General features: G+C 70.0%; 21 protein-coding genes, 1 tRNA gene and 3 pseudogenes. 11 read left to right on the top strand and 14 right to left on the bottom strand.

Annotated features, from left to right (window positions below; genetic code table 11):
- The first annotated feature begins 232 nt into the window (after positions 1-232).
- A pseudogene (heR, locus tag BCR15_RS15460) lies at positions 233-996 on the top strand (heliorhodopsin HeR).
- A 68-nt stretch (positions 997-1,064) separates the two neighbouring features.
- Here the strand turns inward: heR and BCR15_RS00955 are convergent.
- The 4 genes from BCR15_RS00955 to gyrB all read right to left on the bottom strand — a co-directional run bounded on the left by BCR15_RS00955 (position 1,065) and on the right by gyrB (position 7,081).
- A tRNA-Ile gene (locus tag BCR15_RS00955) sits at positions 1,065-1,141 on the bottom strand.
- Positions 1,142-1,545: 404 nt separating this feature from the next.
- Positions 1,546-2,424, bottom strand: a complete 879-nt coding sequence (locus BCR15_RS00950; protein WP_078919904.1) for a DUF3566 domain-containing protein — start codon at positions 2,422-2,424, stop codon at positions 1,546-1,548.
- Positions 2,417-5,038: a DNA gyrase subunit A gene (gene gyrA / locus BCR15_RS00945; protein ID WP_068749565.1), complete on the bottom strand. Its 2,622-nt coding sequence runs from the start codon at positions 5,036-5,038 to the stop codon at positions 2,417-2,419. The genes BCR15_RS00950 and gyrA overlap by 8 nt, the downstream gene beginning before the upstream one ends.
- Before the next feature lie 45 nt (positions 5,039-5,083).
- Entirely contained in the window at positions 5,084-7,081 is a 1,998-nt protein-coding gene (gyrB, locus tag BCR15_RS00940; RefSeq protein ID WP_078920444.1) for a DNA topoisomerase (ATP-hydrolyzing) subunit B, read from the bottom strand.
- 456 nt (positions 7,082-7,537) lie between these two features.
- Here gyrB and BCR15_RS00935 point away from each other — a divergent pair, with 456 nt between their 5' ends.
- Positions 7,538-8,284 carry a sulfite exporter TauE/SafE family protein gene (locus BCR15_RS00935; RefSeq protein ID WP_068749563.1) on the top strand — a complete coding sequence of 249 codons (747 nt, stop codon included), beginning with the start codon at positions 7,538-7,540 and terminating at the stop codon, positions 8,282-8,284.
- 255 nt (positions 8,285-8,539) lie between these two features.
- Entirely contained in the window at positions 8,540-8,980 is a 441-nt protein-coding gene (locus BCR15_RS14815) for a hypothetical protein (RefSeq protein WP_068749562.1), read from the top strand.
- Between the two features lie 14 nt (positions 8,981-8,994).
- Here BCR15_RS14815 and BCR15_RS15455 read toward each other — a convergent pair.
- A pseudogene (locus BCR15_RS15455) lies at positions 8,995-9,264 on the bottom strand (M23 family metallopeptidase); the annotation flags it as partial.
- A 559-nt stretch (positions 9,265-9,823) separates the two neighbouring features.
- Positions 9,824-10,447: an SIMPL domain-containing protein gene (locus tag BCR15_RS00925; RefSeq protein WP_068749561.1), complete on the bottom strand. Its 624-nt coding sequence runs from the start codon at positions 10,445-10,447 to the stop codon at positions 9,824-9,826.
- Positions 10,448-10,493: 46 nt separating this feature from the next.
- Here BCR15_RS00925 and BCR15_RS00920 point away from each other — a divergent pair, with 46 nt between their 5' ends.
- The gene (locus BCR15_RS00920; protein ID WP_068749630.1) at positions 10,494-11,018 is read left to right on the top strand and encodes a DciA family protein; all 525 of its coding nucleotides are present in this window, start codon (positions 10,494-10,496) and stop codon (positions 11,016-11,018) included.
- 6 nt (positions 11,019-11,024) lie between these two features.
- Here the strand turns inward: BCR15_RS00920 and recF are convergent, their stop codons facing one another.
- The 6 genes from recF to BCR15_RS14810 form a co-directional block, all read right to left on the bottom strand.
- Complete coding sequence (recF, locus tag BCR15_RS00915; protein WP_068749560.1) at positions 11,025-12,173, bottom strand: DNA replication/repair protein RecF; 1,149 nt, start codon at positions 12,171-12,173, stop codon at positions 11,025-11,027.
- A gap of 8 nt (positions 12,174-12,181) precedes the next feature.
- The gene (gene gnd, locus BCR15_RS00910) at positions 12,182-13,063 is read right to left on the bottom strand and encodes a phosphogluconate dehydrogenase (NAD(+)-dependent, decarboxylating) (RefSeq protein ID WP_068749559.1); all 882 of its coding nucleotides are present in this window, start codon (positions 13,061-13,063) and stop codon (positions 12,182-12,184) included.
- Between the two features lie 24 nt (positions 13,064-13,087).
- Entirely contained in the window at positions 13,088-14,248 is a 1,161-nt protein-coding gene (gene dnaN, locus BCR15_RS00905; protein ID WP_068749558.1) for a DNA polymerase III subunit beta, read from the bottom strand.
- A 137-nt stretch (positions 14,249-14,385) separates the two neighbouring features.
- Complete coding sequence (locus BCR15_RS00900) at positions 14,386-16,947, bottom strand: ABC transporter permease (RefSeq protein ID WP_068749557.1); 2,562 nt, start codon at positions 16,945-16,947, stop codon at positions 14,386-14,388.
- Between the two features lie 4 nt (positions 16,948-16,951).
- On the bottom strand, positions 16,952-17,815 hold the full coding sequence (locus tag BCR15_RS00895) for an ABC transporter ATP-binding protein (RefSeq protein WP_078919907.1): 864 nt from the start codon (positions 17,813-17,815) through the stop codon (positions 16,952-16,954).
- 267 nt (positions 17,816-18,082) lie between these two features.
- On the bottom strand, positions 18,083-18,247 hold the full coding sequence (locus tag BCR15_RS14810; RefSeq protein WP_176715161.1) for a DUF8730 family Cys-rich protein: 165 nt from the start codon (positions 18,245-18,247) through the stop codon (positions 18,083-18,085).
- Between the two features lie 72 nt (positions 18,248-18,319).
- On the opposite strand from BCR15_RS14810, the gene BCR15_RS00890 reads away from it, so the two are divergent.
- Positions 18,320-19,945, top strand: a complete 1,626-nt coding sequence (locus tag BCR15_RS00890) for an FAD-dependent oxidoreductase (protein ID WP_068749555.1) — start codon at positions 18,320-18,322, stop codon at positions 19,943-19,945.
- A 141-nt stretch (positions 19,946-20,086) separates the two neighbouring features.
- On the opposite strand, the gene BCR15_RS00885 is transcribed toward BCR15_RS00890, so the two are convergent.
- Both BCR15_RS00885 and dnaA read right to left on the bottom strand, forming a co-directional pair.
- Complete coding sequence (locus BCR15_RS00885; RefSeq protein WP_241389336.1) at positions 20,087-20,368, bottom strand: metal-sensitive transcriptional regulator; 282 nt, start codon at positions 20,366-20,368, stop codon at positions 20,087-20,089.
- A 184-nt stretch (positions 20,369-20,552) separates the two neighbouring features.
- The gene (dnaA, locus tag BCR15_RS00880; protein ID WP_068749554.1) at positions 20,553-21,890 is read right to left on the bottom strand and encodes a chromosomal replication initiator protein DnaA; all 1,338 of its coding nucleotides are present in this window, start codon (positions 21,888-21,890) and stop codon (positions 20,553-20,555) included.
- Positions 21,891-22,256: 366 nt separating this feature from the next.
- Here dnaA and rpmH point away from each other — a divergent pair, with 366 nt between their 5' ends.
- The 6 genes and pseudogenes from rpmH (at position 22,257) to rsmG (ending at position 25,338) form a co-directional block, all read left to right on the top strand.
- Positions 22,257-22,394 carry a 50S ribosomal protein L34 gene (gene rpmH / locus BCR15_RS14195; RefSeq protein ID WP_078919908.1) on the top strand — a complete coding sequence of 46 codons (138 nt, stop codon included), beginning with the start codon at positions 22,257-22,259 and terminating at the stop codon, positions 22,392-22,394.
- A gap of 14 nt (positions 22,395-22,408) precedes the next feature.
- Positions 22,409-22,759: a ribonuclease P protein component gene (rnpA, locus tag BCR15_RS00875; protein ID WP_078919909.1), complete on the top strand. Its 351-nt coding sequence runs from the start codon at positions 22,409-22,411 to the stop codon at positions 22,757-22,759.
- Positions 22,723-22,986: pseudogene (gene yidD / locus BCR15_RS00870) on the top strand (membrane protein insertion efficiency factor YidD); the annotation flags it as partial. The gene rnpA and the pseudogene yidD, both read left to right, overlap by 37 nt.
- Positions 22,987-23,047: 61 nt before the next feature.
- Positions 23,048-24,166, top strand: a complete 1,119-nt coding sequence (gene yidC / locus BCR15_RS00865; protein WP_068749552.1) for a membrane protein insertase YidC — start codon at positions 23,048-23,050, stop codon at positions 24,164-24,166.
- A 75-nt stretch (positions 24,167-24,241) separates the two neighbouring features.
- The gene (locus BCR15_RS00860) at positions 24,242-24,712 is read left to right on the top strand and encodes a Jag family protein (RefSeq protein ID WP_068749551.1); all 471 of its coding nucleotides are present in this window, start codon (positions 24,242-24,244) and stop codon (positions 24,710-24,712) included.
- Positions 24,709-25,338, top strand: coding sequence for a 16S rRNA (guanine(527)-N(7))-methyltransferase RsmG (gene rsmG / locus BCR15_RS00855; RefSeq protein ID WP_068749550.1), 630 nt, complete (start codon positions 24,709-24,711; stop codon positions 25,336-25,338). The genes BCR15_RS00860 and rsmG overlap by 4 nt, the downstream gene beginning before the upstream one ends.
- The last annotated feature ends 648 nt before the right edge of the window (positions 25,339-25,986 follow it).

The following is a 25,986-nucleotide window of genomic DNA, read 5'->3' as shown; positions in this document are numbered from 1 at the left end:
CGGGCGACGGCGTGGGCGGTCTGGGTGTCGCGGTGCCACGTCGTCGTCGGCTCCTTGGGGCCAGCGTGCCCGTGCCCGCGCCGATTCCAGCGCCGAGCCGCCTCACGTGCACGTCGGAATCAGGGGCGCTGCACTCATGTGCAGGGAGGCGGGGTATCGCCCGCGCAGGCCGCTGAGCCCCGGCCCCGCGCCGTGACCTCCGCCGGGGCAGGCACGGGGCTACGGTGAGGCCATGACACCCCGCGAGATCACGCACGCCGAGGAGCGCCGCCTGCGCACCCTCAACCTCGCAGCCGCAGCACTGCACCTCGTCCAGGCGATCGTCGTGGTGATCCTGGCCACCGACTTCTCACTGCCGATCACCGCGGCCTACCTCGCCGGCCCGCCCGGGACGCCGCCGGGGCCCGCGACCGTTCAGGTGGACCTCCCCACCGGCCTCGCGGTGGCCGGCTTCCTCGCGCTCTCGTTCCTCGCCCACCTCATCGTCGCGACCGTGTGGTTCACCCGCTACATCCGCGACCTCTCGCACAGGATCAACCGGGCGCGCTGGGTGGAGTACTCGTTCTCGTCGACGCTCATGATCGTCGTCATCTCGCAGCTCGTCGGCATCACGGACGTGGCCGCGATCATCGGAATCGCGGGCGCCAACGTGTCGATGATCCTGTTCGGCTGGCTCCAGGAGAAGTACGAGCAGCCCGGCGGCCGCGGATGGCTGCCGTTCATCTTCGGCTGCGTCGCGGGGATCGTCCCCTGGCTGGCGTCCTCTACTACACCGTCGCGCCGGGCTCCGAGGCCGAGCCGCCCGGCTTCGTCTACGCCATCGTGGTGTCGCTGTTCCTGTTCTTCAACGTCTTCGCCCTCGACCAGTGGCTCCAGTACCGCGCGAAGGGCCGCTGGGCGGACTACCTGGTTGGGGAGCGCAGCTACATCATCCTCAGCCTCGTGGCGAAGTCGCTCCTGGCCTGGCAGGTCTTCGGCGGCACGCTCGCCGGCTGACGCGTCGCGGTCGGGTGGGGCGCCCGACCGGGACAGCAAAAACCCGCGCCTGAGACGCGGGTTTGCGATGGTGGGCCTAACTGGACTTGAACCAGTGACCTCTGCCTTATCAGGGCAGCGCTCTAACCGTCTGAGCTATAGGCCCGTTCACCGACGCGTAACTTTAGCGCACCGTTTCGTCGCCCGGCAAACCGAGGCCTCCGTCGCCATGAACGACCTTGTCAGCCGGGATTCCTAGCCTCGGCGCCGAGCGAGAACTCGGGCAGGCCACCCGTCGGCGCCTGCGGAAATTCAGATCGCCTGCCCTGTAGAGCAGGCATCTGAACGCAGGGCAGGCATCTGAACGCAGGGCAGGCATCTGAACGCAGGGCAGGCCAACCGTCGGCGCCTGAGGAAAGTCAGTTCGCCTGCCCCGTACAGCAGGCATCTGAACGCAGGGCAGGCGACGGAGAGACGCCTGCGCTGTAGGGCAGGCGGCCGGACGTATGGCAGGCGCTCAAGCGCGAGGCAGGCGCCGAGACGCGAGGGCAGGCGTCCAGCCGGGCGGGGTCAGTCCTCGGCGAGCGTGACCTCAAGGCCGCCCATCACGGTGGCCGCGAGGTTGTACAGGAACGCGAACAAGGTCGCCACCGCGGTGAGGATCACGACGTCGACCGCCGCGACCACCGTCGCGAAACCCAGCACCCGCGACATGCTCAGGAAGTCGCCGATGTTGAACGCCGTGTCCTCATCGCCGATCAGCGTGTTGATCAGCTGGTTCGTGGACTCGAGCGCCCCGGAACCCGCGAGCACCGACCACACCATGAACGTCGCGGCCACGAGCATCACGCCGAACGCGATGGAGAACAGGAACGACGTCTTCATCACGGACCACGGATCGATCCGGGCCAGGCGCAGCCGCGCCTTCCGGGTCCGCCGCACGGTGCGGTGCGGAGCAGCGCCCTCGGCGGGCGTCGGCTCGTGGTGTTCCGCGACGGCGGCACCGGTCACAAGGCCGGCCGCGGCGCCGGACGCCGCTCCCGTCGTGGCGGCAGAACCCGCCGACGGACCACCCGGGGTGATGACGACGGCGTTGCGGGCCTTGGCGGCCCAGTCCTGGGCCGCGCGGGCCGCCCGGCCCGCGAACGCCGGCAGGGTCCGGGTCTGTTCGCTCCCCGACTCCCCCGTCGCGTCGGCGTCGGGACGCTCCTCATCGGTCGCGTCGGGATCGTCAGCCGCGCGCGACGGCGTGGTCACCGACGCCGCCGCGCCGTCGTCGCCCGGCACCGCGTATCCGGCCCGGACAGGGGCCGGCGGGGTCTCGAGGGGCTGCCACTCGGCGGGACGTCCGTTGGAATCGGGCTGCTCAGACGGGCTGGGGCGGTTCCGGGAGAAGTCCAGACCCCCCGCCCCGGACGCGGACGGCCAGCGCGGCGAGTTCTCACTCATCGTCGGCTACCCCCTCAGTGGTCGGCTCGGACGTCGCCTGATCGGCAGCGCTGTCCTCTACCGTACCGGGTTCGGCCTCCGCAGCATCGCCGTCGAAAGTAGCCGGATCGGCGTCGACTGCGTCGGCGGCCTCCGACTCGGGGTACAAGGCGATCGCGCCGACGGCGTCGTCGCCCTTGACCCCGACGAACTTCACCCCCATGGTGTCGCGGCCCTTGACCGGGACACCTGCCACCGCGGACCGCGTCACCTGCCCGGACACCTTGATGGCCAGCACCTCGTCGCCCTCGCGGACGATGAGCCCGCCGACGAGCGATCCGCGGTCCTCGTTCAGCCGCATGGCCTTGATACCCAGCCCCCCGCGACCCTGCACGCGGTACTCGTCGACGGCGGTGCGCTTCGCGAAGCCGCCGTCGGTCACCGTGAACACGAAGCGGTCCGACTGGTCCTCATCCGCCCGCAGGACCGCCATGGACAGCAGCTCGTCGCCGGAGCGGAACTTCATGCCGGTCACCCCGGAGGTCGCGCGACCCATGGGGCGCAGCTGGGCGTCGTCGGCGGGGAACCGGATCGCCTGGCCCTTCCGGGAGATGAGCAGGACGTCGTCGGTGGAGCTCACCAGCGACGCGCCGATCAGTTCGTCGGACTCTTCGCGGAAGTTGACCGCGATGACACCGGCCTGGCGCGGCGAGTCGTAGGCCTTGAGGTCCGTCTTCTTCACCAAGCCGTGCTTCGTGGCCAGCAGCAGGTACTCGGCGTCCTCGTAGCTGCGGATGGTCAGCACCTGGGCGATCTTCTCGTCGGGCAGGAAGCTGAGCAGCCCGGCCACGTGACCGCCCTTGGCGTCGCGGCCCGACTCCGGCAGCTGCCACACCTTCGCCCGGTACACGCGGCCGAAGTTGGTGAAGAAGAGCAGCCACTGGTGGTTCGTCGTCGTGAAGAGGTGCTCCACCTCGTCGTCGGCACGCAGCGACGCGCCGCGAACGCCCTTGCCACCGCGCTTCTGCACGCGGTACTGATCGGCGCGGGTGCGCTTGGCGTATCCGCCGTGCGTGATGGTGACCACCACGTCCTCATCCGGGATGAAGTCCTCCTCGGAGAAGTCGCCGTCGGCCGCGACGATGCGCGTGCGGCGGTCGTCGCCGTACTTGTCGACGATCTCCTGCAGCTCGTCGGCGATGATCTGCCGCTGCCGCGGCTCGTTGGCCAGGATGTCCTTGAGGTCCTCGATGCGCGCCTCGAGCTGCGACAGGTGGTCGATGATCTTCTGCCGCTCGAGGGCCGCGAGGCGCCGCAGCTGCATGTCGAGGATCGCGGTGGCCTGGACCTGGTCGATGCCGAGCAGGTCCATCAGGCCCTCGCGGGCGTCCTCCGTCGACGGCGAGCGCCGGATGAGCGCGATGACCTCGTCGAGCGCGTCGAGGGCCTTGACCAGGCCGCGGTAGATGTGGGCCTGCTTCTCCGCGTCGTCGAGCTGGTACTGGGTGCGGCGACGGATGACGTCGAGCTGGTGCTTGATCCACAGCGAGATGAACTGGTCCAGGCGCAGCGTGCGGGGCACGTCGTCGACGATGGCCAGCATGTTGCAGCCGAAGGTGTCCTGCAGCGCGGTGTGCTTGTACAGGTTGTTCATCACCACGCGCGGCTGGGCGTCGCGCTTGAGGACGATGACGAGGCGCTGGCCGGTGCGGGCGGAGGTGTCGTCGCGGATGTCCGCGATGCCCGTGAGTTTGCCGGCGTTGACGAGGTCAGCGATGCGCTGGGCCAGCGCGTCCGGGTTGACCATGTAGGGCAGCTCGGTGACCACCAGCATCTGGCGGCCCTTGTTGTCCTCCTCCATGTCGATGACGGCGCGCATCGTGACCGAGCCGCGGCCGGTGCGGTACGCCTCCTCGATGCCGCCGCGGCCGACGATGAGGCCGCCGCCGGGGAAGTCGGGACCCTGGATGCGGTGCATGGCCGCGTCGAGGAGCTCCTCGCGCGTGGCCTCGGGGTGCTCGAGCGCCCACTGGACGGCGTCGTTGACCTCGCGCAGGTTGTGCGTCGGGATGTTGGTGGCCATGCCGACCGCGATGCCGGTCGAGCCGTTGACCAGCAGGTTCGGGAACCGCGCCGGCAGGACGACGGGCTCCTCCTCGCGGTTGTCGTAGTTGGGCTTGAAGTCGACGGTGTTCTGCTCGATCTCGCGCACCATCTCGACGGCGAGCGGCGCCATCTTGCACTCGGTGTACCGCATGGCGGCGGCCTTGTCGTTGCCCTGGCTGCCGAAGTTGCCCTGGCCCGAGACGAGCGGGTGCCGCATGGCCCACGGCTGCGCCAGGCGCACGAGGGTGTCGTAGATGGCGGTGTCGCCGTGCGGATGGTAGAGGCCCATGACCTCGCCGACGACGCGGGAGCACTTGTTCCACCCGCGGTCCGGGCGGTAGCCGCCGTCCCACATCGCGTAGAGCACGCGCCGGTGCACGGGCTTGAGGCCGTCACGCACGTCCGGCAGGGCGCGCCCCACGATGACGCTCATCGCGTAGTCGAGGTACGAGCGCTGGATCTCGACCTGCAGGTCGATGGGGTCGACCCGACCCAGGGACGGGGGGACCAGGGTGCCGTCGTCAGCCATGCGTCAACAAACCTTTCGAAAACGTGGAAATCGTCGCCGCGAGGGTCAGATGTCGAGGAAGCGCACGTCGCGGGCGTTGCGCTGGATGAACGTGCGGCGCTGCTCGACGTCCTCCCCCATGAGGATGGAGAACATCTGGTCCGCCATGGCGGCGTCCTCGAGCGTGACCTGCAGCAGGATCCGGTTGTCCGGGTCCATCGTGGTGTCCCACAGGTCGTCGGCGTTCATCTCACCCAGACCCTTGTACCGCTGGATCGGGTTGACCTGAGGAAGCTTCTTGCCCTCCTCGAGGCCCTTGATCCGCAGCGCGTCGCGCTCGGAGTCGCTGTAGGCCAGCTCGTGCGGCGCGTTGGTCCAGCGCAGCCGGAACAGCGGCGGCTGCGCGAGGTACACGTGACCGGCCTCAATGAGCGGGCGCATGAACCGGAACAGCAGCGTGAGCAGCAGCGTGCGGATGTGCGCGCCGTCGACGTCGGCGTCGGCCATGAGGATGAGCTTGTGGTAGCGCAGCTTCGCGAGGTCGAAGTCCTCCTGCATCCCGGCGCCGAGGGCGTTGATGATCGCCTCGACCTCCTTGTTCGCGAGGATGCGGTCGATGCGCGCCTTCTCGACGTTGAGGATCTTGCCGCGGATGGGGAGGATCGCCTGGGTGCGGGGGTCGCGGCCACCGCGGGCGGAGCCACCGGCGGAGTCGCCCTCGACGATGAACATCTCGCACTCGGACGGGTCCGTCGACTGGCAGTCGACCAGCTTGCCCGGCAAGCCGGAGCCGCCGAGCAGACCCTTGCGGGAGCGGGCCATGTCGCGGGCCTTGCGGGCCGCGATGCGGGCCTGCGCCGCGGACTGCGCCTTGCGGACGATGTCCTTGCCCTCGGCGGGGTTGCGCTCGAACCAGTCGCCCAGCCGGTCGTTGAGGACGCGTTGCACGAACGACTTCGCCTCGGTGTTGCCCAGCTTCGTCTTGGTCTGGCCCTCGAACTGCGGCTCGGAGACCTTGATCGACACGATGGCGGTGAGGCCCTCGCGGATGTCGTCGCCGGAGACGCGGTCGTCACGCTTCTTGATCAGCCCCCACGACTCGCCCCACCGGTTGACGGTGTTGGTCAGCGCCGCCCGGAAGCCCTCCTCGTGCGTGCCGCCCTCGTGGGTGTTGATGGTGTTGGCGAACGTGTAGACGCTGTTGGTGTACGACGAGTTCCACTGCATGGCGATCTCGACGCCCATCCCCTGCTCCGGGGCGTGGGCCTCGACGGCGATGACGGTGGGGTGGATGGTGTCCTTGCCCGCCGACAGGTACTTCACGTAGTCGATGAGGCCGTCGTCGAACTGGAACTCGTCGTACGGGGTGTCCGTCTCGCCCTCGTCGCCGGTGGCGACCTGGTGGTCGGCGCGCAGATCGATGAGCGAGATCCGCAGGCCCTTGTTGAGGAACGCCATCTCGCGGAAGCGCGTCGCGAGCGTGTCGTAGTTGTAGCGCGTGGTCTCGAAGATGTCCTGCGAGGGGTAGAACGTCACCGTGGTGCCGGTCTCGGTGGTCTCCTCGAGGCGCTCGAGCTCCGTAACCGGGACGCCGAGGTGGAAGGTCTGCTGCCAGCGGTAGCCGTCGCGGCGGACGTCGACGATGAGCTTGTCGGACAGGGCGTTGACCACGGACGAGCCGACGCCGTGGAGGCCGCCGGAGACCTTGTAGCCGCCGTCGCCGAACTTGCCGCCGGCGTGGAGCACGGTCAGCACGAGCGTCACGGTGGGGATCTTCTCGACCGGGTGCTCCTTGACCGGGATGCCGCGCCCGTCGTCCTTGACGCGGACGCCGCCGTTGTCGAGGAGTTCGATCTCGATGGAGTTGCAGTAGCCGGCCAGTGCCTCGTCGACGGAGTTGTCGACGATCTCGTAGACCAGGTGGTGCAGGCCGCGCTCGCCGGTGGACCCGATGTACATGCCGGGGCGCTTGCGGACCGCCTCGAGGCCCTCGAGGACCGAGATCTGATCGGCGTCGTAGCTGCCGGAGACCGTATTGTCCGCCGTGTCGAGGAGCCCTTCCATGCGCTCCGTGGGGGTGAAGTCCTCGTCTGCCTGCACGTCGTCGGTCACGTTGCTCCTGTCCACACAAACGGGCGCCGGGCTGGCCGGCGCCGTTGATCGTCCCAATTCTACCGTGGTCACGCCCAAAACCGGACATCGGGGCGGGGTGAATATGGCGCTGGGACGCGACCAGAGCCGGTTTGGCGCGGACGGTGGAGGCAGATGCAGGGTCCCCTATCCCTCTGGGGGCCGTAGGGCGCCAGATCGGCGCGAGGGTTTGAGCCTGATTCTGGTGTCGACCAGGAATGTAACGATCCAACCCGAAATTCTGGGTTTGAGTCTCGATTCAGGCTCAACAGCGGGGCACGAACCGCGAATCAGGCTCATCCCATCGCCGCACGCCGCGAGTCAGGCTCAACACGGTTGGGTCCGGCAGGGGCCGCCGGGGTAGCCTGCCCGCGACAGAGGGAGACCCCCGTGGAGTGGACATGGATCGCGGCCGGCGCCGCCGCGCTGATCATCGGCATCGCCAAGACCAGCTTCGGCGGCCTCGGGTCCATCGCCGTCGCGCTCCTGGCCCTCGCCCTGCCGACGAAGGAGTCCACGGCGGCCGCCCTCCTGTTGCTCATCACCGGCGACATCATCGGCGTGATGCGCTACCGCCGCTCCGCCGACTGGTCGCTCCTGCGCGCCCTCCTGCCCTCCGTCGTGCCGGGCATCCTCCTCGGGGCGCTGTTCATCAACGTCGTCGACGACCTGGTCCTGCGCCGCTCCATCGGCGCGATCCTCCTGACGTCCGTGCTCATCCAGCTCGTCATGACGACGCTGGCGCGACGCCGCGCACCCGACCCGGCCGACGCCGGCCCGCCGCATCGCGCGCTGACGATCGGCGCGGGCGTCGCGGCCGGCTTCACGACCATGGCCGCCAACGCCGCCGGCCCCGTCATGGCGGTCTACCTGCAGCTGGCCAAGGTCGAGAAGATGCGCTTCCTCGGCACATCGGCCTGGTTCTACTTCATCGTCAACGTGGCCAAGACCCCGCTCACCGCGTCCCTGGGGTTGTTCACGCCGCAGGTCCTGGTCACCGTGGCGTGGGGGATCCCCGTCGTGCTGGTCGGCACCGTCATCGGCGTCGCCCTCATCCACCGCGTGCCACAGCGCGCGTTCGACGTCATCACGCTGCTCACGTCGATCCTCGCCGCGGGCGCCCTGCTGATCGTCTGAGCCTCAGGCGGTGGGGCTCGGCTCCGCCGTCGGCTCGGGCGGGGCCTCCGACGTCGGGGCGGGCTCCGGCGCGGGCTCCTCGGTCGGTGGCGGCGGCTCCGGCGCCCGAGTCGTCGGGTCAGGGGCCTCCGTGGTCGGGGCGGGAGCCTCGGTCGTCGGGACGGCGGCGGTGGTGGGGGTGGTGGGGGCGGCTGCTGCGTCGTCGGGGCCGGGGCGGGTGTCGTCGGCTCGGGCGCGGGTGAGGACGCCGCCTCCGTGGAGGGGGAGGCCACCGACGCCGCCGCGACGGGACTCGACTCGATCACCGACGGCGTGGGCGAGGGATCGCTGACCGCCGGTGACGGCGTCAGCGACGGCGACGGGGCCGGCGACGCGACCGGACTCGGAGACGGCGAGACCGACACCGACGGCGAGGGAGACGGCGACAGCGACGGGCTCGGCGACCACGACAGCGACGGTGAGGGCGACGCGCTCGGCGACGGCGAACCGCTCGGAGACAGCGACAGCAGCGGGCTCAGCGACGCCGACGCGCTCGGGCTGGGCGACACGGACGGCGTCGCCGACGGCAGCGGCGAGGGCATGTCCGGCACGTCGAAGAACGCGACCGAACTCAGATCCACCCGCGACGGCTTGCCGTTCAGCCACGGCTCGGGGTCGGTGAACTGGCCGTTGGCGATGACCTCGAAGTGCAGGTGACACCCCGTCGAGTAGCCGGTGTTCCCGACCCGCCCGATCCCATCGAGCGCCTCGACGACCTGGCCGACGCGCACGCCGATGGCGGACAGGTGGTTGTAGGTGGTCACGACGCGGTAGCCACCGATCCACCCGTGGTCGATCTTCACCTGGACGCCGTTGCCGCCGGCCCACCCGGTCGCGACGACCCGGCCACCCGCGGCCGCACCGACGGGCGTGCCGCAGGGGGCGGCGAAGTCCAGCCCGGTGTGCAACTTCCAGCGGCGCAGCACCGGATGGAACCGCATGCCGAACGCTGAGGTGCGCCGGCCATTGACGGGCTGCGCGAAGAGGTCGCCGTCGACGAGGTCCCCGAGCGATCCGATGCTCGGCTCGGCGGAGATGGTCGGCGGGGCCGACGGGGGCGGCGGGTCGGGTATGCGGGGCCCCTCGAGCGGGGCGATCTCGGGCGTGGGGGCGCTGAAGGGGTCGAAGGTCAGCTCGCGGTCCTCGTTGCGCGCCACGTCCACGGCCGCGACCCGCATCGGGAGGCTCGGCAGCTCGGCGGCCGCGAGGAACGGGGAGGGGGCCGCGGAGCTCACCGGGGCGGGCACTGCTTCGAGGGCGGTCTGGGGATCCTGGGCGGTGGCGACGGCGCCTCCCACCAGGGCAGCCGAGATCGCCGCCGCGATCACGGATGACAATCCCTGCAGTCTCATCCAGTCCCCCCACCGGTCAGCTGCCCGTCTCTCATGTAACCACGGCGGGGCCCCGGTGGGAAGGGTTCTGCTGAAGAGATCTCAGCCGACTCTCAGGGCCTCGACACAGGCCGCGCTTTGCCCTGTGGCGAGACGATCCCCGGCGATGTCAGCGCGCGTCGAAGTCCACCGTCAGCGTCGCCGACAGGTCCACCTCGCCGGGGTCGAGGGTGAACGACGGCGCCGCCTCGGCCATGCGCATCGCCGAGCGGGCGAAGGTGCCGGGTGCGCCGCCGTCGGTGATCGACACCACCTCGAGGGTGCCGGCGCCCGCCGCGGCCGCGATCCATTCGGCGCGGCGCCGGGCGCGCCCGAACGCGTCGGCCAGCGCGCGGGGCTGGAGGTCGGCGACGGTGGCGTCGCGCAGCCGCCAGTCGAGCCAGCCGATCTGCACGCCGGGGACCGTGGCCAGCTCGCCGAGCAGCGGCCCCGCGACCGTCAGGTCGTCGAGCACGACGCTGCCGCGCACCTCCGCGGTGTGCTGCGCCGGCGCCGGGCGGCCCCGCTCGTCGACGGGCGTGGCGGTCCAGGTGCGCAGCCCCGACAGGGTGAGGTCGCGGGCCGCCCCCGAGGCGACGGCCTCGGCGAGGCGGGCCCGCAGCCGGTCGGCCAGGGCCGCGGTGTCGGCGATGACGGGTTCGCGGTCCGCGCCGCTGAAGCCGAGGGTGAGGGTCACCGCGACGCACTCGGCGGGCAGGGTGACGGTGCTGGTGCCGGTGACGGTGATGCGCATGCCTCGAGCGTAGGTGTCGCGGGCGGCGGCCGGTACCCTCGAGATCATGAGCGAGGAGGCGCACGACCCCACCGGGCTGGAGCTGGCCTCGGAGATCGCGCGCGCCGCCGTCGAGTCCGCCGCGTACGGGCCGACGCTGCCGGAGCCGGCGCCGCCGAAGCCGGTCCGGCGCCGGCGAGTCTTCCAGGAGCAGCGTTCGGGGGCGCACCCCGACGAACGCGACCCGCAGCGGGTGGGCGACGTGCTCGAGTCGGTGATCCAGGCCAGGGGTTGGCAGCGCCGCATCGGCCTGTCGACGGTCCTGCGGCGGTGGCCGGAACTGGTCGGAGAGGCCAACGCACAGCACTCGAAGCCCGTCGACTACGCCGACGGCGTCCTGATCGTCGACTGCGACTCCACGGCCTGGGCCTCCGCGATGCGTTACGCCGCCTCGCAGATCGTCGCGACCCTCAACCGGAAGCTCGGGGACCGCACGGTGCTGCGGGTCGAGTTCCGCGGCCCGAAGCCCCCGAGCTGGAAGAAGGGCACGCGCTCGGTCAAGGGGCTGGGACCCCGCGACACCTACGGCTGAGCGCCCCTACGCATCGGGTCCGCTGACCGTCCCCGCCTCGACGCGGAACCGCCGCTCGGCGGGGAAGTCCGGCACGTCCGCCCCCACCGCCGCGGTGATGAGGACCTGCTCGGCGTCGGCGACGGCGGCGGCCAGCCGCTCCCGCCGCGACACGTCCAGTTCCGCGAACACGTCGTCGAGCACCAGCACCGGCTGGACCCCGTCGTCGCGAACCAGCGAGAAGCCGCCGAGCCGCAGCGCGAGCGCCAGGGACCAGGACTCGCCGTGCGAGGCGTAGCCCTTCGCCGGCAGAGCCCCGATGCTCAACTCGACGTCATCGCGCTGCGGCCCCACCAGCGTCACCCCCCGCGACACCTCGTCGCGGCGCAGCCGCTCCATCTGCTCCAGCAGCCGCCGCTGCAGCTCGGCCCTGACGTCGTCGTCGGGCATAGCGCCGAGGTCCAGCCCCGTCTTGTACGTGGCGTCGATGCGGTTGTTGACCGGCGCGATCGTCTCGTAGGCCCGCTGCGCGTGGGGCAGCACGTCCGCCAGGGTGTCGAGCCGGGCGTGCAGCAGCTCGGCGCCGAGGGCTGCGAGCTGCTCGTTCCACACGGTCAGCGTCACGTCCTCGTCGCCGCCGGTGGGCACGAACGAGCGCCCGGCCATGCCCTTGAGCAGGGCGTTGCGTTGTTTGAGGACCTTGTCGTAGTCCTGCCGCACGCCCGCCATCCGCGGCCATCGCGTCACGATGAGGGAGTCCAGCCAAGCGCGTCGGTCCGAGGGGTCGCCGCGGACGATTCCCAGGTCGACGGGCGAGAACACCACGGTGCGCAGCGCGCCGACGATGTCGCGGGCCCTGGCCACCGGCGCCCGGTTCAGCCGCGCCACGTTCGAGCGCCCGTTGGCGATCTCCAGCTCCAGCGAGATGACCCGCTCGTCCTCCCGGCCGGCCTGAACCTTCGCGCGGACGACGGCGGTCTCGGCGCCGGCCCGGATGAGCGGAGCGGTGGCGGACACGCGGTGCGAGGACATCGTCGAGAGGTACTCCACGGCCTCGACGAGGTTGGTCTTGCCCTGCCCGTTGGCGCCGACGAACACGGTCACGCCCGATGACAGCGTCAGCGACGCCTCCGTGTAGTTGCGGAAGTCGACCAGCGCCAGTTCGGTGACGAACACCGAGCCGGTCAGTCCTTCGCGGGCGCGACGGCGTGGCCGCCGAACTGCTGCCGCATGGCCGCGACCATCTTCATGGCCGGGGAGTCCTCCTGCCGCGACACGAAGCGGGCGAACAGGCTGGCGGCGATCGTCGGGACCGGCACCGCGAGGTCGACGGCGGCGTTGACCGTCCAGCGGCCCTCGCCCGAGTCCTCGGCGTAGCCCTCGATGCCGTCGAGGTGCGGGTCCGCGTCGAGCGCGTGCGTCATGAGGTCCAGCAGCCAGGACCGGATCACGGTGCCCTCGCGCCACGACTCGAGCACCGCGGGCACGTTCTTGACGATCTCGGCGGTCTCCAGCAGTTCCCAGCCCTCGGCGTACGCCTGCATGAGGCCGTACTCGACACCGTTGTGGACCATCTTCGCGAAGTGCCCCGCGCCGTGGTCGCCCGCGTGCACGAAACCGAACTCGCCCTCGGGCTTGAGCGCCTCGAACACGGGCATGGCGATCTCGACGGCGTCCGCGGGCCCGCCGACCATGAGCGCGTAGCCGTTCTCCAGGCCCCACACGCCGCCGGAGACTCCGCAGTCGAGGAACCGGACGCCGGCGTCGGCCAGGTAGGCGGCGTGCCGGGCGTCGTGCGTCCACTTCGAGTTGCCGCCGTCGATGACGATGTCGCCGGGCGACAGCAGCGGCTTCAGGGTCTCAATGAGCGCGTCGACGGCGTGGATCGGCACCATGAGCCAGATGACCCGGGGTCCGTCGCCGAGCTGGGCGATGAGGTCCGCCTCGTCGGCGGCGTCGGAGATGGCCGGGTTGTGGTCGAGACCGACGACCTCCACGCCGCCGCGGCGGAGCCGCTCGCGCATGTTGCCGCCCATCTTGCCGAGGCCGATCAGACCGATGCGCATGGTGGAACCTCCTGGGTGGACGGGTCAGTTCGGCAGGCGCATCAGCATGATGACGTGCCGGTAGTCGACGAGCGGGTCGCCGTCGACGGTGGCCAGCCCCATGATGAGACACGGCTTGCCGGGCAGCGTGAACGAGAAGTGCGCGTAGGGGGCGTCGAGCGCCGTGAGGGCGTCGAGCAGGTAGTGCGGGTTGAAGCCGGCGTCGGTGATGGACTGCTCGTCGCCGACGACCTCCACCTGCGCCTCGAGCGCCTCGGACGCCTGCGCCTGGTCTCCGGTGGCGGCCTCAAGCGCGATGTGGTCGTCGTTGATGCGCATCCGCAGCGGGGTGTTGCGCTCCGCCACCAGCGACACGCGCTTGACCGCGGCCAGCAGGTCTCCCGTGTTGACCCGCACGCTGACCGTGGCGTCGACGTCCATGAGGTGGCGGACCTTCGGGAACGCCTGGCTGAGCAGGCGGGTGGTGGCCTCGCGGGTGCCGCGGGCACTCTCGCCGACGAAGCCGGCCAGGCCCTCGCCCTCGGCCTCGGTGGTCGACAGCGAGATGGTCACGGTGTCGCCCGACGTCATGGACTTGGCCGTGTCGGCAAGCACCTTGCCCGGGACCAGCACGGCGCCCTCGACCGACGGCGACGACGGGCGCCAGGTCAGCTCCTTGAGCGCCATGCGGTAGCGGTCGGTGGCCAGCAGCGACAGCGATTCGCCGTTGATCTCCATCTTGACGCCGGTGAAGACGCTGAGCAGCTCGTCGCGGCCGGCGGCCACGAACACCTGACCGACGGCCTTCTCGAACACCGTGGCATCCACCTCACCGGTCTGGGTGGGCATGTCCGGGAGCGTGGGGTACTCGTCGACGGGCAGCGTCTGGAGCGTGAACCGCGCCTGGCCGCACGTCAGCTCGACCTTGGAGTGGTCGGCGACGAGGTCGACCGGCTTGTTCGGCAGCGAGCGCGCGATCTCGGCCAGCAGGCGCCCCGAGACCAGCACGGTGCCTTCGTCGGTGACCGTGGCGGGCAGCGAGACCTTGGCCGACGTCGTCGAGTCGAAGCTGGACATCGTCAAGCCCTTGGCGTCCGCCTGGAGGAGCATGCCGGCGAGGATCGGGGCGGTCGGACGGGTGGGCAGGCTCCGGGCCACCCAGGCCACAGCGTCGGCCAACGCGTCGCGCTCAACTCGGATCTTCACTGGTTCCCCTTCGATACTTGCCAACTCAACATGGCCCGCGGACCCGGGCTGCACCGATGCGACTCGGCGGCCGTGGACACTTGACCGTCGCCTGCATCATAGCCGGGCGCGTCGGCCGGCACGCCAGGCCCGAACCGCTACTCCGTGGCGATCGATTCCAGCACGTTGAGGCGCGCCGCGCGCCGGGCGGGACCCACGGCCGCCAGAACCCCGAACAGCCCCGCGACGAGCACGAACCCGGCCAGCTGCAGCCACGGGATGACCAGAATGTCGATGCCGTCGTCGCGGAGCAGCGACACCAGCACCGAGCCGAACACCACCCCGAGCACGACGCCGAGCACGGCGCCCAACGTCGCGACCATGACGGACTCGAGCGTGACCATGCGCCGCAGCTGCGCCCGGGTCATGCCGACCGCGCGCAGCAGCCCCACCTCCCGGGTGCGCTCCATCACGGACAGCCCGAGCGTGTTGACGATGCCCAGCACCGAGATGATGATCGCCAGCGCCAAGAGGGCGTAGAGGATCGAGAACAGCTGCGAGAACTGGGAGATGCGGGCGTCGATGAACTCCTCGACGTCGGCCACCACGACGGTGGGCAGATCGTCGGCGGCCGCCTCGAGTCCGTCGCGGACCGCGGCCGGGTCCGCGTCGTCGGCCGTGAACACGACGAGGCGCTGGACGAGCGACGCGTCCCCCAGCTGCGGATACGTGTCCAGGTCGACGATGATGTCGCCCAGCTGCAGCCCCGGGCCGCCGTCGTGGATGCCGGTGACGAGCAGCCGCACGGTGCCGCCCGTGGGGGTCGGCAGGTCGAACAGCTGGCCGAGCGTGAGGTCGTGGCCGTCGGCGACCTCACGGCTGATCACCGCGGGCGGGGCGCCGCCGTCGCCGCTGAGTGAGCCGGCGATGAGCTCCAGGCTGCTGGCGCGGGTGAGGCCGTCGGCGGAGGCGCCGCTCAGCTGTACGGGTTCGTCGCCGATGCGCGTGACGCCGCGGTAGAACTCGTAGACGTCCGTGACGCCGTCGACGGCGCGGACCTCGTCGATCACGGTGGCGTCGAACGGCTGGTAGGCGACGGGGCTGAGGGTGAAGTCGCCGCGCTGGTCGGCGGTGAGGCGCTCGCGGATCGAGGTTGTCGTGCTCGCGGCGAGGATCGCGACCGTCGCGACGAGGGCAAGGCCGATCATGAGCGTCGCGGCGGTGGCCGCGGTGCGGCGCGGCTGGCGGACCGCGTTGAGCCGAGCGAGCCTGCCCACCTCACCGAAGAGCGCGCGGTAGGCGGCGCCGAACGCGGCGATGAGCGGGGTGCCGACGACCACGGCGGCCAGCACCATGCCGACCAGCAGCAGGACGGCGCCCACGCCGGCCCACCACAGTGGCTCCGGCACGTCGAGCCACACGGCGCACACCAGGGCCGCCACGCCGACCTCGATCATGGCCACGCCCACCATCGGCAGCCCGCCGATCCGCTCCGGGCCGGACTGGGCGGCGGCGGCCATGGCCTCCACCGGCCGGACCCGCGACGCCTTCCGCGCCGGCAGCGCCGCCGCGACCAGCGTGATGACGATCCCGATGGCGTACGAGGCGACCACCGCCTGCCACGTGATGGTCGGCACCGCGGTGCCGAGGTCGATGCCGAAGGAGCGCATCGCGACGAGGATCCCCCAGGCCAGGCCGTAGCCGACGCCGAGCCCGAGCGTCGCGCCCACGAGCCCGATGGCCAAGGCCTCGCTCAGCACGGCGACGCGGACCTGCCGCCTGGTGGCGCCGATGGCGCGCAGGAGCGCCAGCTCGCGCGAACGCTGCGCCACCAGGATCGAGAACGTGTTGAGGATCAGCAGGGTCGCGACGAGCAGCGCGATGCCCGCGAACACCAGCAGGAACGTGTTGACGAACCCGAGCCCGACGTCGAGCTGTTCATCGATCTCGGCGGCCAGATCGTCACCGGTCTCCGCGATGAAACCCTCCGGGAGCCCGGCTTCGACGGCGTCCGCGACCGTCGCGGGGTCCGCGCCGGGCTCGGTCACTACCCACGCGGCGTAGAAGCCCTCGGCCCCGTCCTGCACGATCTCCTGGGCCTCGTCGAGGGTGAAGAACAGGTAGCTGGCGCCCGCGGTAGCGCCCGCCCCGTAGGTGCCGGTGCCCACGAGCGTGTAGCTCTTGAGCCCACTGCGGGGGGTGGACACCTCGACGGTGTCGCCGAGGACGTAGCCGCCGCGGGTGACGGTCGCGGGGTCCATCATGAGCTCGTCGGCCGTCTCTGGCGGCCGACCGTCGACCACCCGGGCGCCGACCTGGCCGCCGGCCGCGGGGGCCTGGATCCAGTTCATGCCGACGCCGGGCGCGCCCGGGAACGACAACAGGTTGCCGTCCTTGTCCAGCGGGAAGATCTGGCTGCTGGAGACCATGCCCTCGACCTGCGCCACGCCGTCGACGTCGGCGATGGCCGCCACGTCGTCGGGGCTCATCAACACCTGCTGCAGGCCGGTGGTCTGGTCGAAGCCCTCGATGCCCACACCTTCGGCGGACACGTTGACGTCCGCCAGGGCGCCCTTGACCAGCTGGTCGAAGCTCGACGACAGCAGGTTGGTGAACAACAGAGAGCCGGCGACGAACGCGACGCCCAGCACGATCGACAGGGCGCTGAGCACCAGGCGCACCTTGTGCGCCCAGAGAGACCTCCAGGTGGCGTGCAGCATCCGCTCAGCCCATCAGCGCGCGGCGCGCGATGGAGCGCTCGACGGTCGGCTCCTCGTCGTCGACGGGGCCGGCGTGCGTGGGCGCGTGGCCGCCGTCGCGGTAGACGGGCTCGGGGGCGGGGCGCCGCTGCGTGGCGTCGGTGCGCGGGTAGATGTGCGACATGGCGCTCAGCAGGTCCTCCTGCGTGGCGCCGCGGAGCTCGTGGACGATCCGCCCGTCGGAGAGGAACACGGCCCGATCGGCGTAGCTCGCGGCGTGGGCGTCGTGCGTGACCATGACGACGGTCTGCCCGAACTCGTCGACGCTGCGCCTGAGGAATCCCAGCACCTCGGCGGCCGACGTGGAGTCCAGGTTGCCGGTCGGCTCGTCGCCGAAGACGATGTCGGGCCGGTTCATGAGCGCGCGGGCACAGGCGACGCGCTGCTGCTGGCCGCCCGACAGCTCCGTCGGTTTGTGGGTGAGCCGGTCGCCGAGGCCGAGGACCCCGACGACGCGCTCGAACCACTCGTCGTCGACGGGGCGGCCGGCGATCCGCAGCGGCAGGACGATGTTCTCGCGCGCCGTGAGCGTGGGAACGAGGTTGAACGCCTGGAAGATGAACCCGATGCGGTCGCGCCGCAGGACCGTCAGGGGCGTGTCGTCGAGGGTGGAGACCGCGGTGTCGCCGATGTAGACCTCGCCGGCCGTGGGGGTGTCGAGCGCCGCCATGAGGTGCATGAGCGTGGACTTGCCGGAGCCGGAGGGCCCCATGATGGCGGTGAACTCGCCTTCGTGGATGTCGAAGTCGACGTTGTCGAGCGCGGTGACCACGGCCGACCCCGAACCATAGATCTTGGTCAGGCCCCTGGCCCGTGCTGCGATGCTCACCCCACCAAAGGTAGCAGCGGGCCCTCAGTGGCCCGGTTGCCCACATCACTGACTTTGAGGGGATTTGTGTAATTACATTCCAGCCTTACTCATAGCGGCTGTGGAACCGGTGGATAACCACCGTCGCCGCTTGTCAGGGCGTCGTCGTCCCTGTTGAACGGCTGTGGATCACTGGAAAACTACACGGGGAGTATTTGTGGGTAGGGCCGGGGCGGGAAGTTATCCACATCCCGGCCCCGGCCCGTCTCACACGGTTGTCCGCAGGTGTCAGCGGCCCATCACGCGGCTGAAGAAGCCGCCGCCGGCGTTCTGGTTCTGGTGACCGCCGCACCACTGGTCGGCAGGCACCATGCGCTTGACGCTCTCGACGTGGTTGCCGCAACCGGCCCAGGTCGTCTTGCCACACACTCGGCACTTAGCGGGACTGCACATAGATGTTCTCCTTCAGGTTTCTCGGTTACCCCGGTTAGACCACCATACCCCCAGGGGTATATAGTTTGCAACATGAGAGTTGTGATCGTTGGTGGTGTTGCTGGTGGGATGAGCGCGGCCGCGCGGCTGCGTCGTCTGGATGAGTCCGCGGAGATCGTCGTGGTGGAGAAGAGCGGCTACGTGTCGTTCGCCAACTGCGGCCTGCCGTATCACGTCGGCGGGGTGATCGAGGAGAGGTCGGCGCTGCTGCTGCAGACGCCCCAGGCGCTCTACGACCGGTTCCGCCTGGACGTGCGCGTCGGCGTCGAGGCGGTGCAGATCAACCGCCAGTCGCGCGAGGTGATCGTCCGCGACGTCGCCACCGGCCGCGAGGAGACCCTGAGCTACGACAAGCTGGTCCTGTCCCCCGGTGCCAAGCCGCTGATGCCGCCCATCCCGGGCATCGAGCGTGCGCTGCCGCTGCGCAACGTCGAGGACACCGACCGCATGCTGGAGGCTGTGCAGGGTGCCGAGACTGCCGTCGTCATCGGCGGCGGCTTCGTCGGCCTCGAGGTTGCCGAGAACCTGCTGCACCGCGGCATGAAGGTCGCCCTGGTGGAGGCACTCCCCCAGGTGATGGCGCCGCTGGACCCCGAAATGGTCGACCCCGTGCACGACGCCATGCGCGCCGCCGGCATCGACCTGCGCCTCGGCTCCGGCGTCACCATCATCGGTGAGCACGACGTCACGCTGGCCGACGGTGCCACGGTGCCCGCCGACGTGGTGGTCGCCGCGATCGGCGTGCGTCCCGACACCGAGCTCGCCAAGGCGTCCGGCCTCAAGGTCGGCCCGCGCGGTGGACTCCTGGTCGACCACCGGCAGCTGACCAACGATCCGCACATCTACGCCGTCGGCGACGCCGTCGAGAAGAACGACGCCCTGAGCGACGAGGCGGTCCTCGTGCCGCTCGCCAACACGGCCAACCTGCAGGGACGTCGCGTGGCCGACGATATCGCGGGCCGCGGCAAGCCGGCGCGCCCGGTGCGCGGCACCGCCATCGTCGGGCTGCTCGGACTCCAGGTTGCCGCGACGGGCTGGAACGAGAAGCGGCTGCGCGACGCCGGACGGGCCTACCTCGCGATCCACACGCACCCCGCCTCGCACGCCACGTACTATCCCGGCGCGTCGACGATGGCGCTCAAGCTGCTCGTCGATCCGGCGACCGGGGAGATCCTGGGCGCGCAGGGCGTCGGCCGCGAGGGCATCGACAAGCGCATCGACGTTATCGCCACGGCCATGACCGCCGGGATGACGGCGCCGGAGCTGGCCGAACTCGAGCTCGCCTACGCGCCGCAGTTCGGCTCCGCGAAGGACGCGGTCAACATGCTCGGCTTCATCGCCGAGAACCGGCTGAGCGGCTGGGAGAAGTCCGTGCAGTGGCACGAGGTGGCGGAGCGGCAGGCCGAGGGTGCCGTCGTCATCGACGTGCGCACGCCGGGCGAGTACGCGGCGGGGGCCATCCCCGGTGCGATGAACATCCCGGTCGACGAGCTGCGCGACCGTATGGACGAGATCCCCGGCGGCGACGTGCCGCTGATCCTCCACTGCGGCGTCGGCATCCGGAGCCATGCGGCGCTGGCGGCGCTGCGTGACTCGGGTCGCGAGGTGCTCAACCTCGACGGTGGCTACACCACCTGGCGGGCCGGCACCGGCATCTGACGGGGCGGGCCGGGCGGCGGACATCACCGCCCGGACATGGACCGGGGCGCGATCTCCCATGGTGTGCGGGAGGTCGCGCCCCTTCGTCGTGTCCCGTGGTCCGGCGAGAGCCGCCGGAGTCGGGGAAGCAGAGGAGTTGAGTCAGGCCAGGCTGAGGAAGAGCTTCTCCATCTTCGCCTGGTCCAGCGGATCGGGCTCGGGCTGCTCCATGCACTGGCGCAGACCGATGGAGATCGTCGTGAACCCGGCGCGGTCCACAGCCTTGGACACCGCGGCGAGCTGCGTGACGATCTCGTCGCAGTTGCGCCCTTCCTCGATCATCCGGATGATCCCGCCCAGTTGCCCTTGGGCACGCTTGAGCCGCTTGACCACCGACGTCATCTGTTCCGGGTCCAGCTGCATCGGATCCTCCACGAATTCCATGGGACGAGTATACCCCTACCGGTATACGGAGGGAAGCCTCGGCCGGCGGCCATCTGCCGCCCGACGGTCCATTGTCACGCGGAGGAGGGCTCGGAACAACAGCGGGGCCGCATACTGGGCCGATACCCCCACCCGGGTGCCGTGCGTGGCATGCCCCAGGGAGCAGGGGTATCGACGGCGCCGCTCAGGACTGCTTGATCTGGTTGGTGAGCTCGGTCACCTGGTTGAACAGGTCCCGATCCACGCCGATCTTCTCGTTGATCTTGCGGACCGCGTGCAGCACCGTCGAGTGGTCGCGTCCGCCGAACTTGTTGCCGATCTTGGGCAGCGACATGTCCGTCAGCTCTCGGCACAGGTACATCGCGATCTGCCGCGCCGTCGCGATGGTCGCGACCCTGCTGCTGCCGATGAGGTCGTCCATCGAGATGCTGAAGTAGCTGGCGGCGGCGTCCATGATCGCCTGCGCGTCGACGGGGGTGGCGTCGTCGGGCATGAGGTCGTTGAGGACCTGCTCGGCCAGCGCGACCGTGATCTCCTGCTGGTTGAGGCTCGCCAACGCCGCGACCCGCGTCAGCGCCCCCTCGAGCTCGCGGATGTTCGTGGGGATCCGCGACGCGATGAGCTCCAGCACCTGCGTGCCCGCCGTGAGTCGCTGCGACGCCACCTTCTTGCGCAGGATGGCGATGCGGGTCTCGAGGTCGGGCGGCTGGATGTCGGTCATGAGGCCCCACTCGAACCGCGACCGCAGCCGAGGCTCCAGGGCCTCCAGCAGCTTCGGCGGCCGATCGGAGGTCATCACGATCTGCTTCTGCGCGTTGTGCAGGGTGTTGAAGGTGTGGAAAAACTCCTCCTGCGTCTGGATCTTCGACTCCAGGAACTGGATGTCGTCGACGAGCAGGACATCGACGTCGCGGTAGGAGCTGCGGAACTCCGCGGTGCGGTTCGACGAGATGGCGTTGATGAAGTCGTTGGTGAGTTCCTCGGTCGAGACGTACTTCACCCGCAGCTGCTCGTAGTAGCTGGTGACGTAGTGCCCGATGGCGTGCAGCAGATGCGTCTTCCCGAGGCCCGACGGTCCGTAGATCATCAGTGGGTTGTAGGACTTGCCAGGCGTCTCCGCGACGGCGGCGGCCGCGGCGTGCGCGAACCGGTTGGAGGACCCGGCGACGAACGACTCGAACGTGTAGCGCGGGTTCAGCCGCACATCCTGGGGGCGCGATCGCGGGGCGGCCCGGCGGGGTTCCTCCGTGGGCTCGGGCGCGGGCGGCGACTCCGGCTCGGCGACGAGCTCCGGGTTGATCATGACGGCCAGGTGCGTGTTCTGGCCACACAGGGAGCTCAGCCGCTCCTCGATCTGGGGACGGAGCCTCGTCTCGATGCGTTCACGGGTGGTCTCGTCCCCGACAGCGACCATCAGGGTGCTGCCGTGCATGTCCAACGGCTGGGTGCGCCGGAGCCAGGCCCTGGTCGGAACGTCCGCCGAGGCGATGACGTCGTTCCACAGGCCCGCCAGGTCCGGCATCGGTGATTCGCTCACCTCACCCACTTCCCGGCGGTTCTCCCCCGCCTGCACTCAATGTCCACAAGGTTGTCCACAAGAGGGTATAACTCACCTCCGGGGACCGCCCACCGGCACTCACCTGTGGATAAGCTGGAAGGCAGGACAACGAAGTTAGTACCGCAAGGGGCCAGGCGCAAGGCGATTTGGACGACACGCCGGGCGCGTACTGGACTACATCAGTGTTATTTGCTTAGTTGCCCGGTTCGCCCTCGCCGGTTTGGCCGGAGGGCCGATTCGCGCGTATCGTTGACCAGTCGCCATCGAGGCGGTCACTTCCCCCTGCCCACCAGGGCAGTTGTACACCTTCGAACCTGAGGGAGTAATCCCATGAGCAAGCGCACTTTCCAGCCGAGCAACCGTCGCCGCAGCCGCACCCACGGTTTCCGTTCCCGTATGCGTACCCGCGCCGGCCGCGCCATCCTGGCGAACCGCCGTCGCAAGGGCCGCGTCGAGCTGTCGGCCTAAGGGGTCGAGCGACGGTGCTGCCGGGTCCGCGGCGCCTCACCAGGCCCAGTGACTTCGGTGCCACCGTCCGTCGCGGTTCCCGAGCAGCCAGCCCGAGCGTCGTGGTGCACGTCCAGCGCATCACCCAGCACGATCCACCCGTCCCCGGGCGGGTGGGTTTTGTTGTCTCCAAGAAGGTCGGCAACGCCGTGACCCGCAACCGGGTCAAGCGCCGGTTGCGTCATCTGGTCGTCGACCTCGAGACGCCTGTGCCCGCCGACGTGGTGGTGCGCGCCCTGCCGCCGGCCGCGACCGAGCCCGAGCGGCTCGCCGACGACCTCGCGGACGCGTGGCGCCGCGCGTTCCGGAAGGCGGCCGCGTGCTGAAGTACCCGCTGATCTGGTTCGTCAAGGGGTGGCGGAAGTTCGTGTCCCCCTCCTACGGCGACGTGTGCAAGTACCACCCGTCGTGTTCGACGTACGGGCTGGCGGCTCTCGGGACCCACGGGGCTCTGAAGGGCTCCTGGCTCACCATCCGACGGCTCCTGCGCTGCCATCCATGGGCGCAGGGCGGCGTCGACTACGTCCCAGGCACCGCCGAGGCGGCCGCCTGGGAGCGCAAGAATTCAACCAAACCGGGGACCTCGGGTCCCCAACCCGACTGAGGTGGCTTACGTGGTGGATCTGCTGGTGACGCTGAACATCTGGGACAGCTTCTACGGAGTGCTGTCGGCGATGATGCAGCCGCTCTACTGGGCCGTGTCCGGCATCGTCGTGTTCTTCCACTGGCTGTTCACGCCGTTGCTCGGCGAGGACTCCGGCTGGAACTGGACGCTGGCGATCATCAGCCTCACCGTCGTCATCCGGACGCTGCTCATCCCCCTGTTCGTCAAGCAGATCAACTCTGCGCGCAGCATGCAGCTGCTCCAGCCGAAGATGGCTGAGCTGCAGAAGAAGTACGGCCACGACCGCGAGCGGCTCGGCCAGGAGACCATGAAGATGTACCAGGAGGAGGGCGTCAGCCCGACCGCCTCCTGCCTGCCGCTGCTGCTCCAGATGCCGATCTTCCTCGCGCTGTTCCGCGTGCTCGAGGGCGTGTCGTCGGGCAATGTCCGCGGGCACTTCTTCAAGACCAACCCGGACCTGGTGTCGTCGCTGCAGAACGCCGAGATCCTTGGCGCCGGCCTCGCCGAACGCATCTTCCCCATGACGGGGGTCGGACCCACGCAGATCGTCGGCGTCATCCTGGTCGTCGCGATGGTCGCGGTCTTCTTCGTCACGCAGCTGCAGCTCATGCGCAAGAACTTGCCCCCGGAGTCGCTGACCGGCCCCATGGCGCAGCAGCAGAAGCTGATGCTCTACTTCTTCCCCGTCGTCTACGCCGCCTCGTCGGTCGTCATCCCGATCGGCGTGCTCGTCTACTGGCTGACCTCGAACCTGTGGACCATGGCGCAGCAGGGCTTGCTCATCCGCAACAACCCCGCGCCGAACACTCCCGCTTACATCGACTGGGAAGAGCGCATGCTCGCCAAGGGCCACGACCCGCAGGCCATCATGGAGCAGCGCGCGGCGAAGCGTCGTCGCAAGCCCAAGAACGCCGCCGCCGCGCCGCCGCGGACCGTGGGTACCAAGGCACCGCTGAGCACGGACGAGGCGGTGGCCGACGAGGCGGCGCCGAAGATCGCCCGCCAGCAGGTGTCGCGGCAGACCGTCCGCAGCACCGAGGACGGCAAGCGCGTCGTGACCCGACAGCAGCCCCGCCAGCAGTCCCGGTCCGCGCGGAAGAAGAAGTGAGCCGACGGCGGCTCGATCCCCCATCCCACGAGTGAATCGCCCCGCAGCAGGGGCACGACGAGAGGACACCTCTTCATGGCGAACAACGAGACTGACGCGGCGCTGCTGGCCGAGGGCGACCTCGTCGCGGACTACCTCGAGGAGCTGCTGGACATCGCAGACCTCGATGGCGACATCGAGAACTCGGTGCAGGACGGCCGGGCCTTCGTGGTGATCGACACGGACTCCGAGCTCCTCGTGGGTAAGGACGGGGAGGTGCTCGATGCCCTCCAGGAGCTGGCGCGCCTCGTCGTGATGACGGAGACGGGTCACCGGTCTCGGCTCATGGTCGACGTCGCGGGCTACCGCCAGCGGCGTCGGGCGGAGCTCGTCGCGATGGCTAAGGACGCCATCGCCGAGGTGCAGCAGAGTGGCGAGCCGGTGCGCATGGCACCGCTGAACGCCTACGAGCGCAAGATCGTGCACGACGAGGTTGCTGCAGCCGGCCTGGTGAGCGAGTCGGAGGGTGAGCCGCCGGCACGTCGCGTGGTGGTCCGCGCCAAGTGAGCGATGAGCCGGAGCTCGCGGCTGCCTCGGCGCTGGAGAACGCATATCCGCAAAGCGCCGAAAGGTTAAAGCGCTATGTCGATATATTGGCAAGTCGTGGAATCTCCTGGGGACTCATGGGGCCCCGGGAGGGCGAGCGGCTCTGGCAGCGGCACGTCGGCAACTCCCTAGCGCTGGACGACGCGGTCCCGCAGGGCAGTGACGTCGCGGACGTGGGCTCTGGGGCTGGACTACCGGGGTTGCCGCTGGCCATCGTGCGGCCGGACCTGCGGGTCACGCTGATCGAGCCGTTGCTGCGGCGCGCGAACTTCCTGCAGGAGGCGGTTGATGAGCTGGGACTCGGCGACCGCGTGACGGTTGTGCGTGCGAGGGCTGAGGACGTTCGCGAGCGCTACGACGTCGTGGTGTGTCGCGCCGTCGCGCCGCTGGAGAAGCTCCTGAAGTGGACGCTCCCCCTCTTCGGCGACGGTGGCCAGCTGCTGGCGCTGAAGGGCGAGTCTGCGGAGGAGGAGATCCGCGCGGCGGGTAAGCCTCTATCGGTGTCGGGTGCCCGGGCCGAGGTGCTCGAACTGCGTGTGGCTGCCGGCGTCGAGGGGACCCGCGCAATCCGGGTGACCACCCGCTGAGCCGACGCCCCTCGACGTCGCCCCCCACTGCCCCGGCCGGCCCGGTCGGGGGCCCCCTTTCGGCACGACACGCCGTCGAACTGCGACCTGACTGCCCCATAGCTCACTGGTGTGCCGCGAACCCTGTCATTCGTGTCGCAGATGTGGGATTGAGCCTGAACGAGGCCCCGGCCTGGTCCGGCCCCCCTTTCGGCACGACACGCCGTCGAACTGCGCCCCGACGGCCGCATAGCTCGCTGATGTGCCATGAAACCTGTGATTCGTGTCGCAGATCGGGGATTGAGCCTGAACGAGGGCTCGATCCGGCCCGCCGCACCCTTTGGGCACGACACGCCGTCGAACTGCGACCCGACGGCCGTATTGCGCACCGATGTGCCATGAAGCCTGTCATTCGTGTCGCAGATGGGGGATTGAGCCTGAGTGAAGGCTCGATCCGAGATTCGGGGTCCTCGTGCGCGATCCGGGTGTCGAGCCGTGAGGCAGGCTCAATCGCCTCCAGTGAACCGTGAGTCAGGCTCAACCGGATCCGGCAGACGGCGTGTCAGGCTCAACGGACCACGAAGGGCCGCGGCGGATGTGCCTGGTCGCAGCGGCCAACGCGGATGCGAATAGTGCGCGGGGCGACTCCACCCGCGGCACGGTCGATCC

This window comes from Tessaracoccus lapidicaptus, assembly GCF_001693815.1.
In the GTDB taxonomy this organism is placed as follows: Bacteria; Actinomycetota; Actinomycetes; order Propionibacteriales; family Propionibacteriaceae; genus Arachnia; species Arachnia lapidicapta.
This window is presented reverse-complemented; position numbering and strand designations above follow the sequence as displayed.

Bases quoted from the DNA above. Each gene is read 5' to 3' on its own strand.
- BCR15_RS00890 (WP_068749555.1), top strand. From the start codon at position 18,320: ATGAGAGTTGTGATCGTTGGTGGTGTTGCTGGTGGGATGAGCGCGGCC.
- BCR15_RS00920 (WP_068749630.1), top strand. From the start codon at position 10,494: ATGAGCGAGGAGGCGCACGACCCCACCGGGCTGGAGCTGGCCTCGGAG.
- BCR15_RS00900 (WP_068749557.1), bottom strand. From the start codon at position 16,947: ATGCTGCACGCCACCTGGAGGTCTCTCTGGGCGCACAAGGTGCGCCTG.
- BCR15_RS00860 (WP_068749551.1), top strand. From the start codon at position 24,242: ATGGCGAACAACGAGACTGACGCGGCGCTGCTGGCCGAGGGCGACCTC.
- dnaA (WP_068749554.1), bottom strand. From the start codon at position 21,890: ATGCCGGACCTGGCGGGCCTGTGGAACGACGTCATCGCCTCGGCGGAC.
- rpmH (WP_078919908.1), top strand. From the start codon at position 22,257: ATGAGCAAGCGCACTTTCCAGCCGAGCAACCGTCGCCGCAGCCGCACC.
- gyrA (WP_068749565.1), bottom strand. From the start codon at position 5,038: ATGGCTGACGACGGCACCCTGGTCCCCCCGTCCCTGGGTCGGGTCGAC.
- BCR15_RS00950 (WP_078919904.1), bottom strand. From the start codon at position 2,424: ATGAGTGAGAACTCGCCGCGCTGGCCGTCCGCGTCCGGGGCGGGGGGT.
- BCR15_RS00885 (WP_241389336.1), bottom strand. From the start codon at position 20,368: ATGGAATTCGTGGAGGATCCGATGCAGCTGGACCCGGAACAGATGACG.
- BCR15_RS14810 (WP_176715161.1), bottom strand. From the start codon at position 18,247: ATGTGCAGTCCCGCTAAGTGCCGAGTGTGTGGCAAGACGACCTGGGCC.
- gnd (WP_068749559.1), bottom strand. From the start codon at position 13,063: ATGCGCATCGGTCTGATCGGCCTCGGCAAGATGGGCGGCAACATGCGC.
- gyrB (WP_078920444.1), bottom strand. From the start codon at position 7,081: ATGGAAGGGCTCCTCGACACGGCGGACAATACGGTCTCCGGCAGCTAC.
- BCR15_RS00925 (WP_068749561.1), bottom strand. From the start codon at position 10,447: ATGCGCATCACCGTCACCGGCACCAGCACCGTCACCCTGCCCGCCGAG.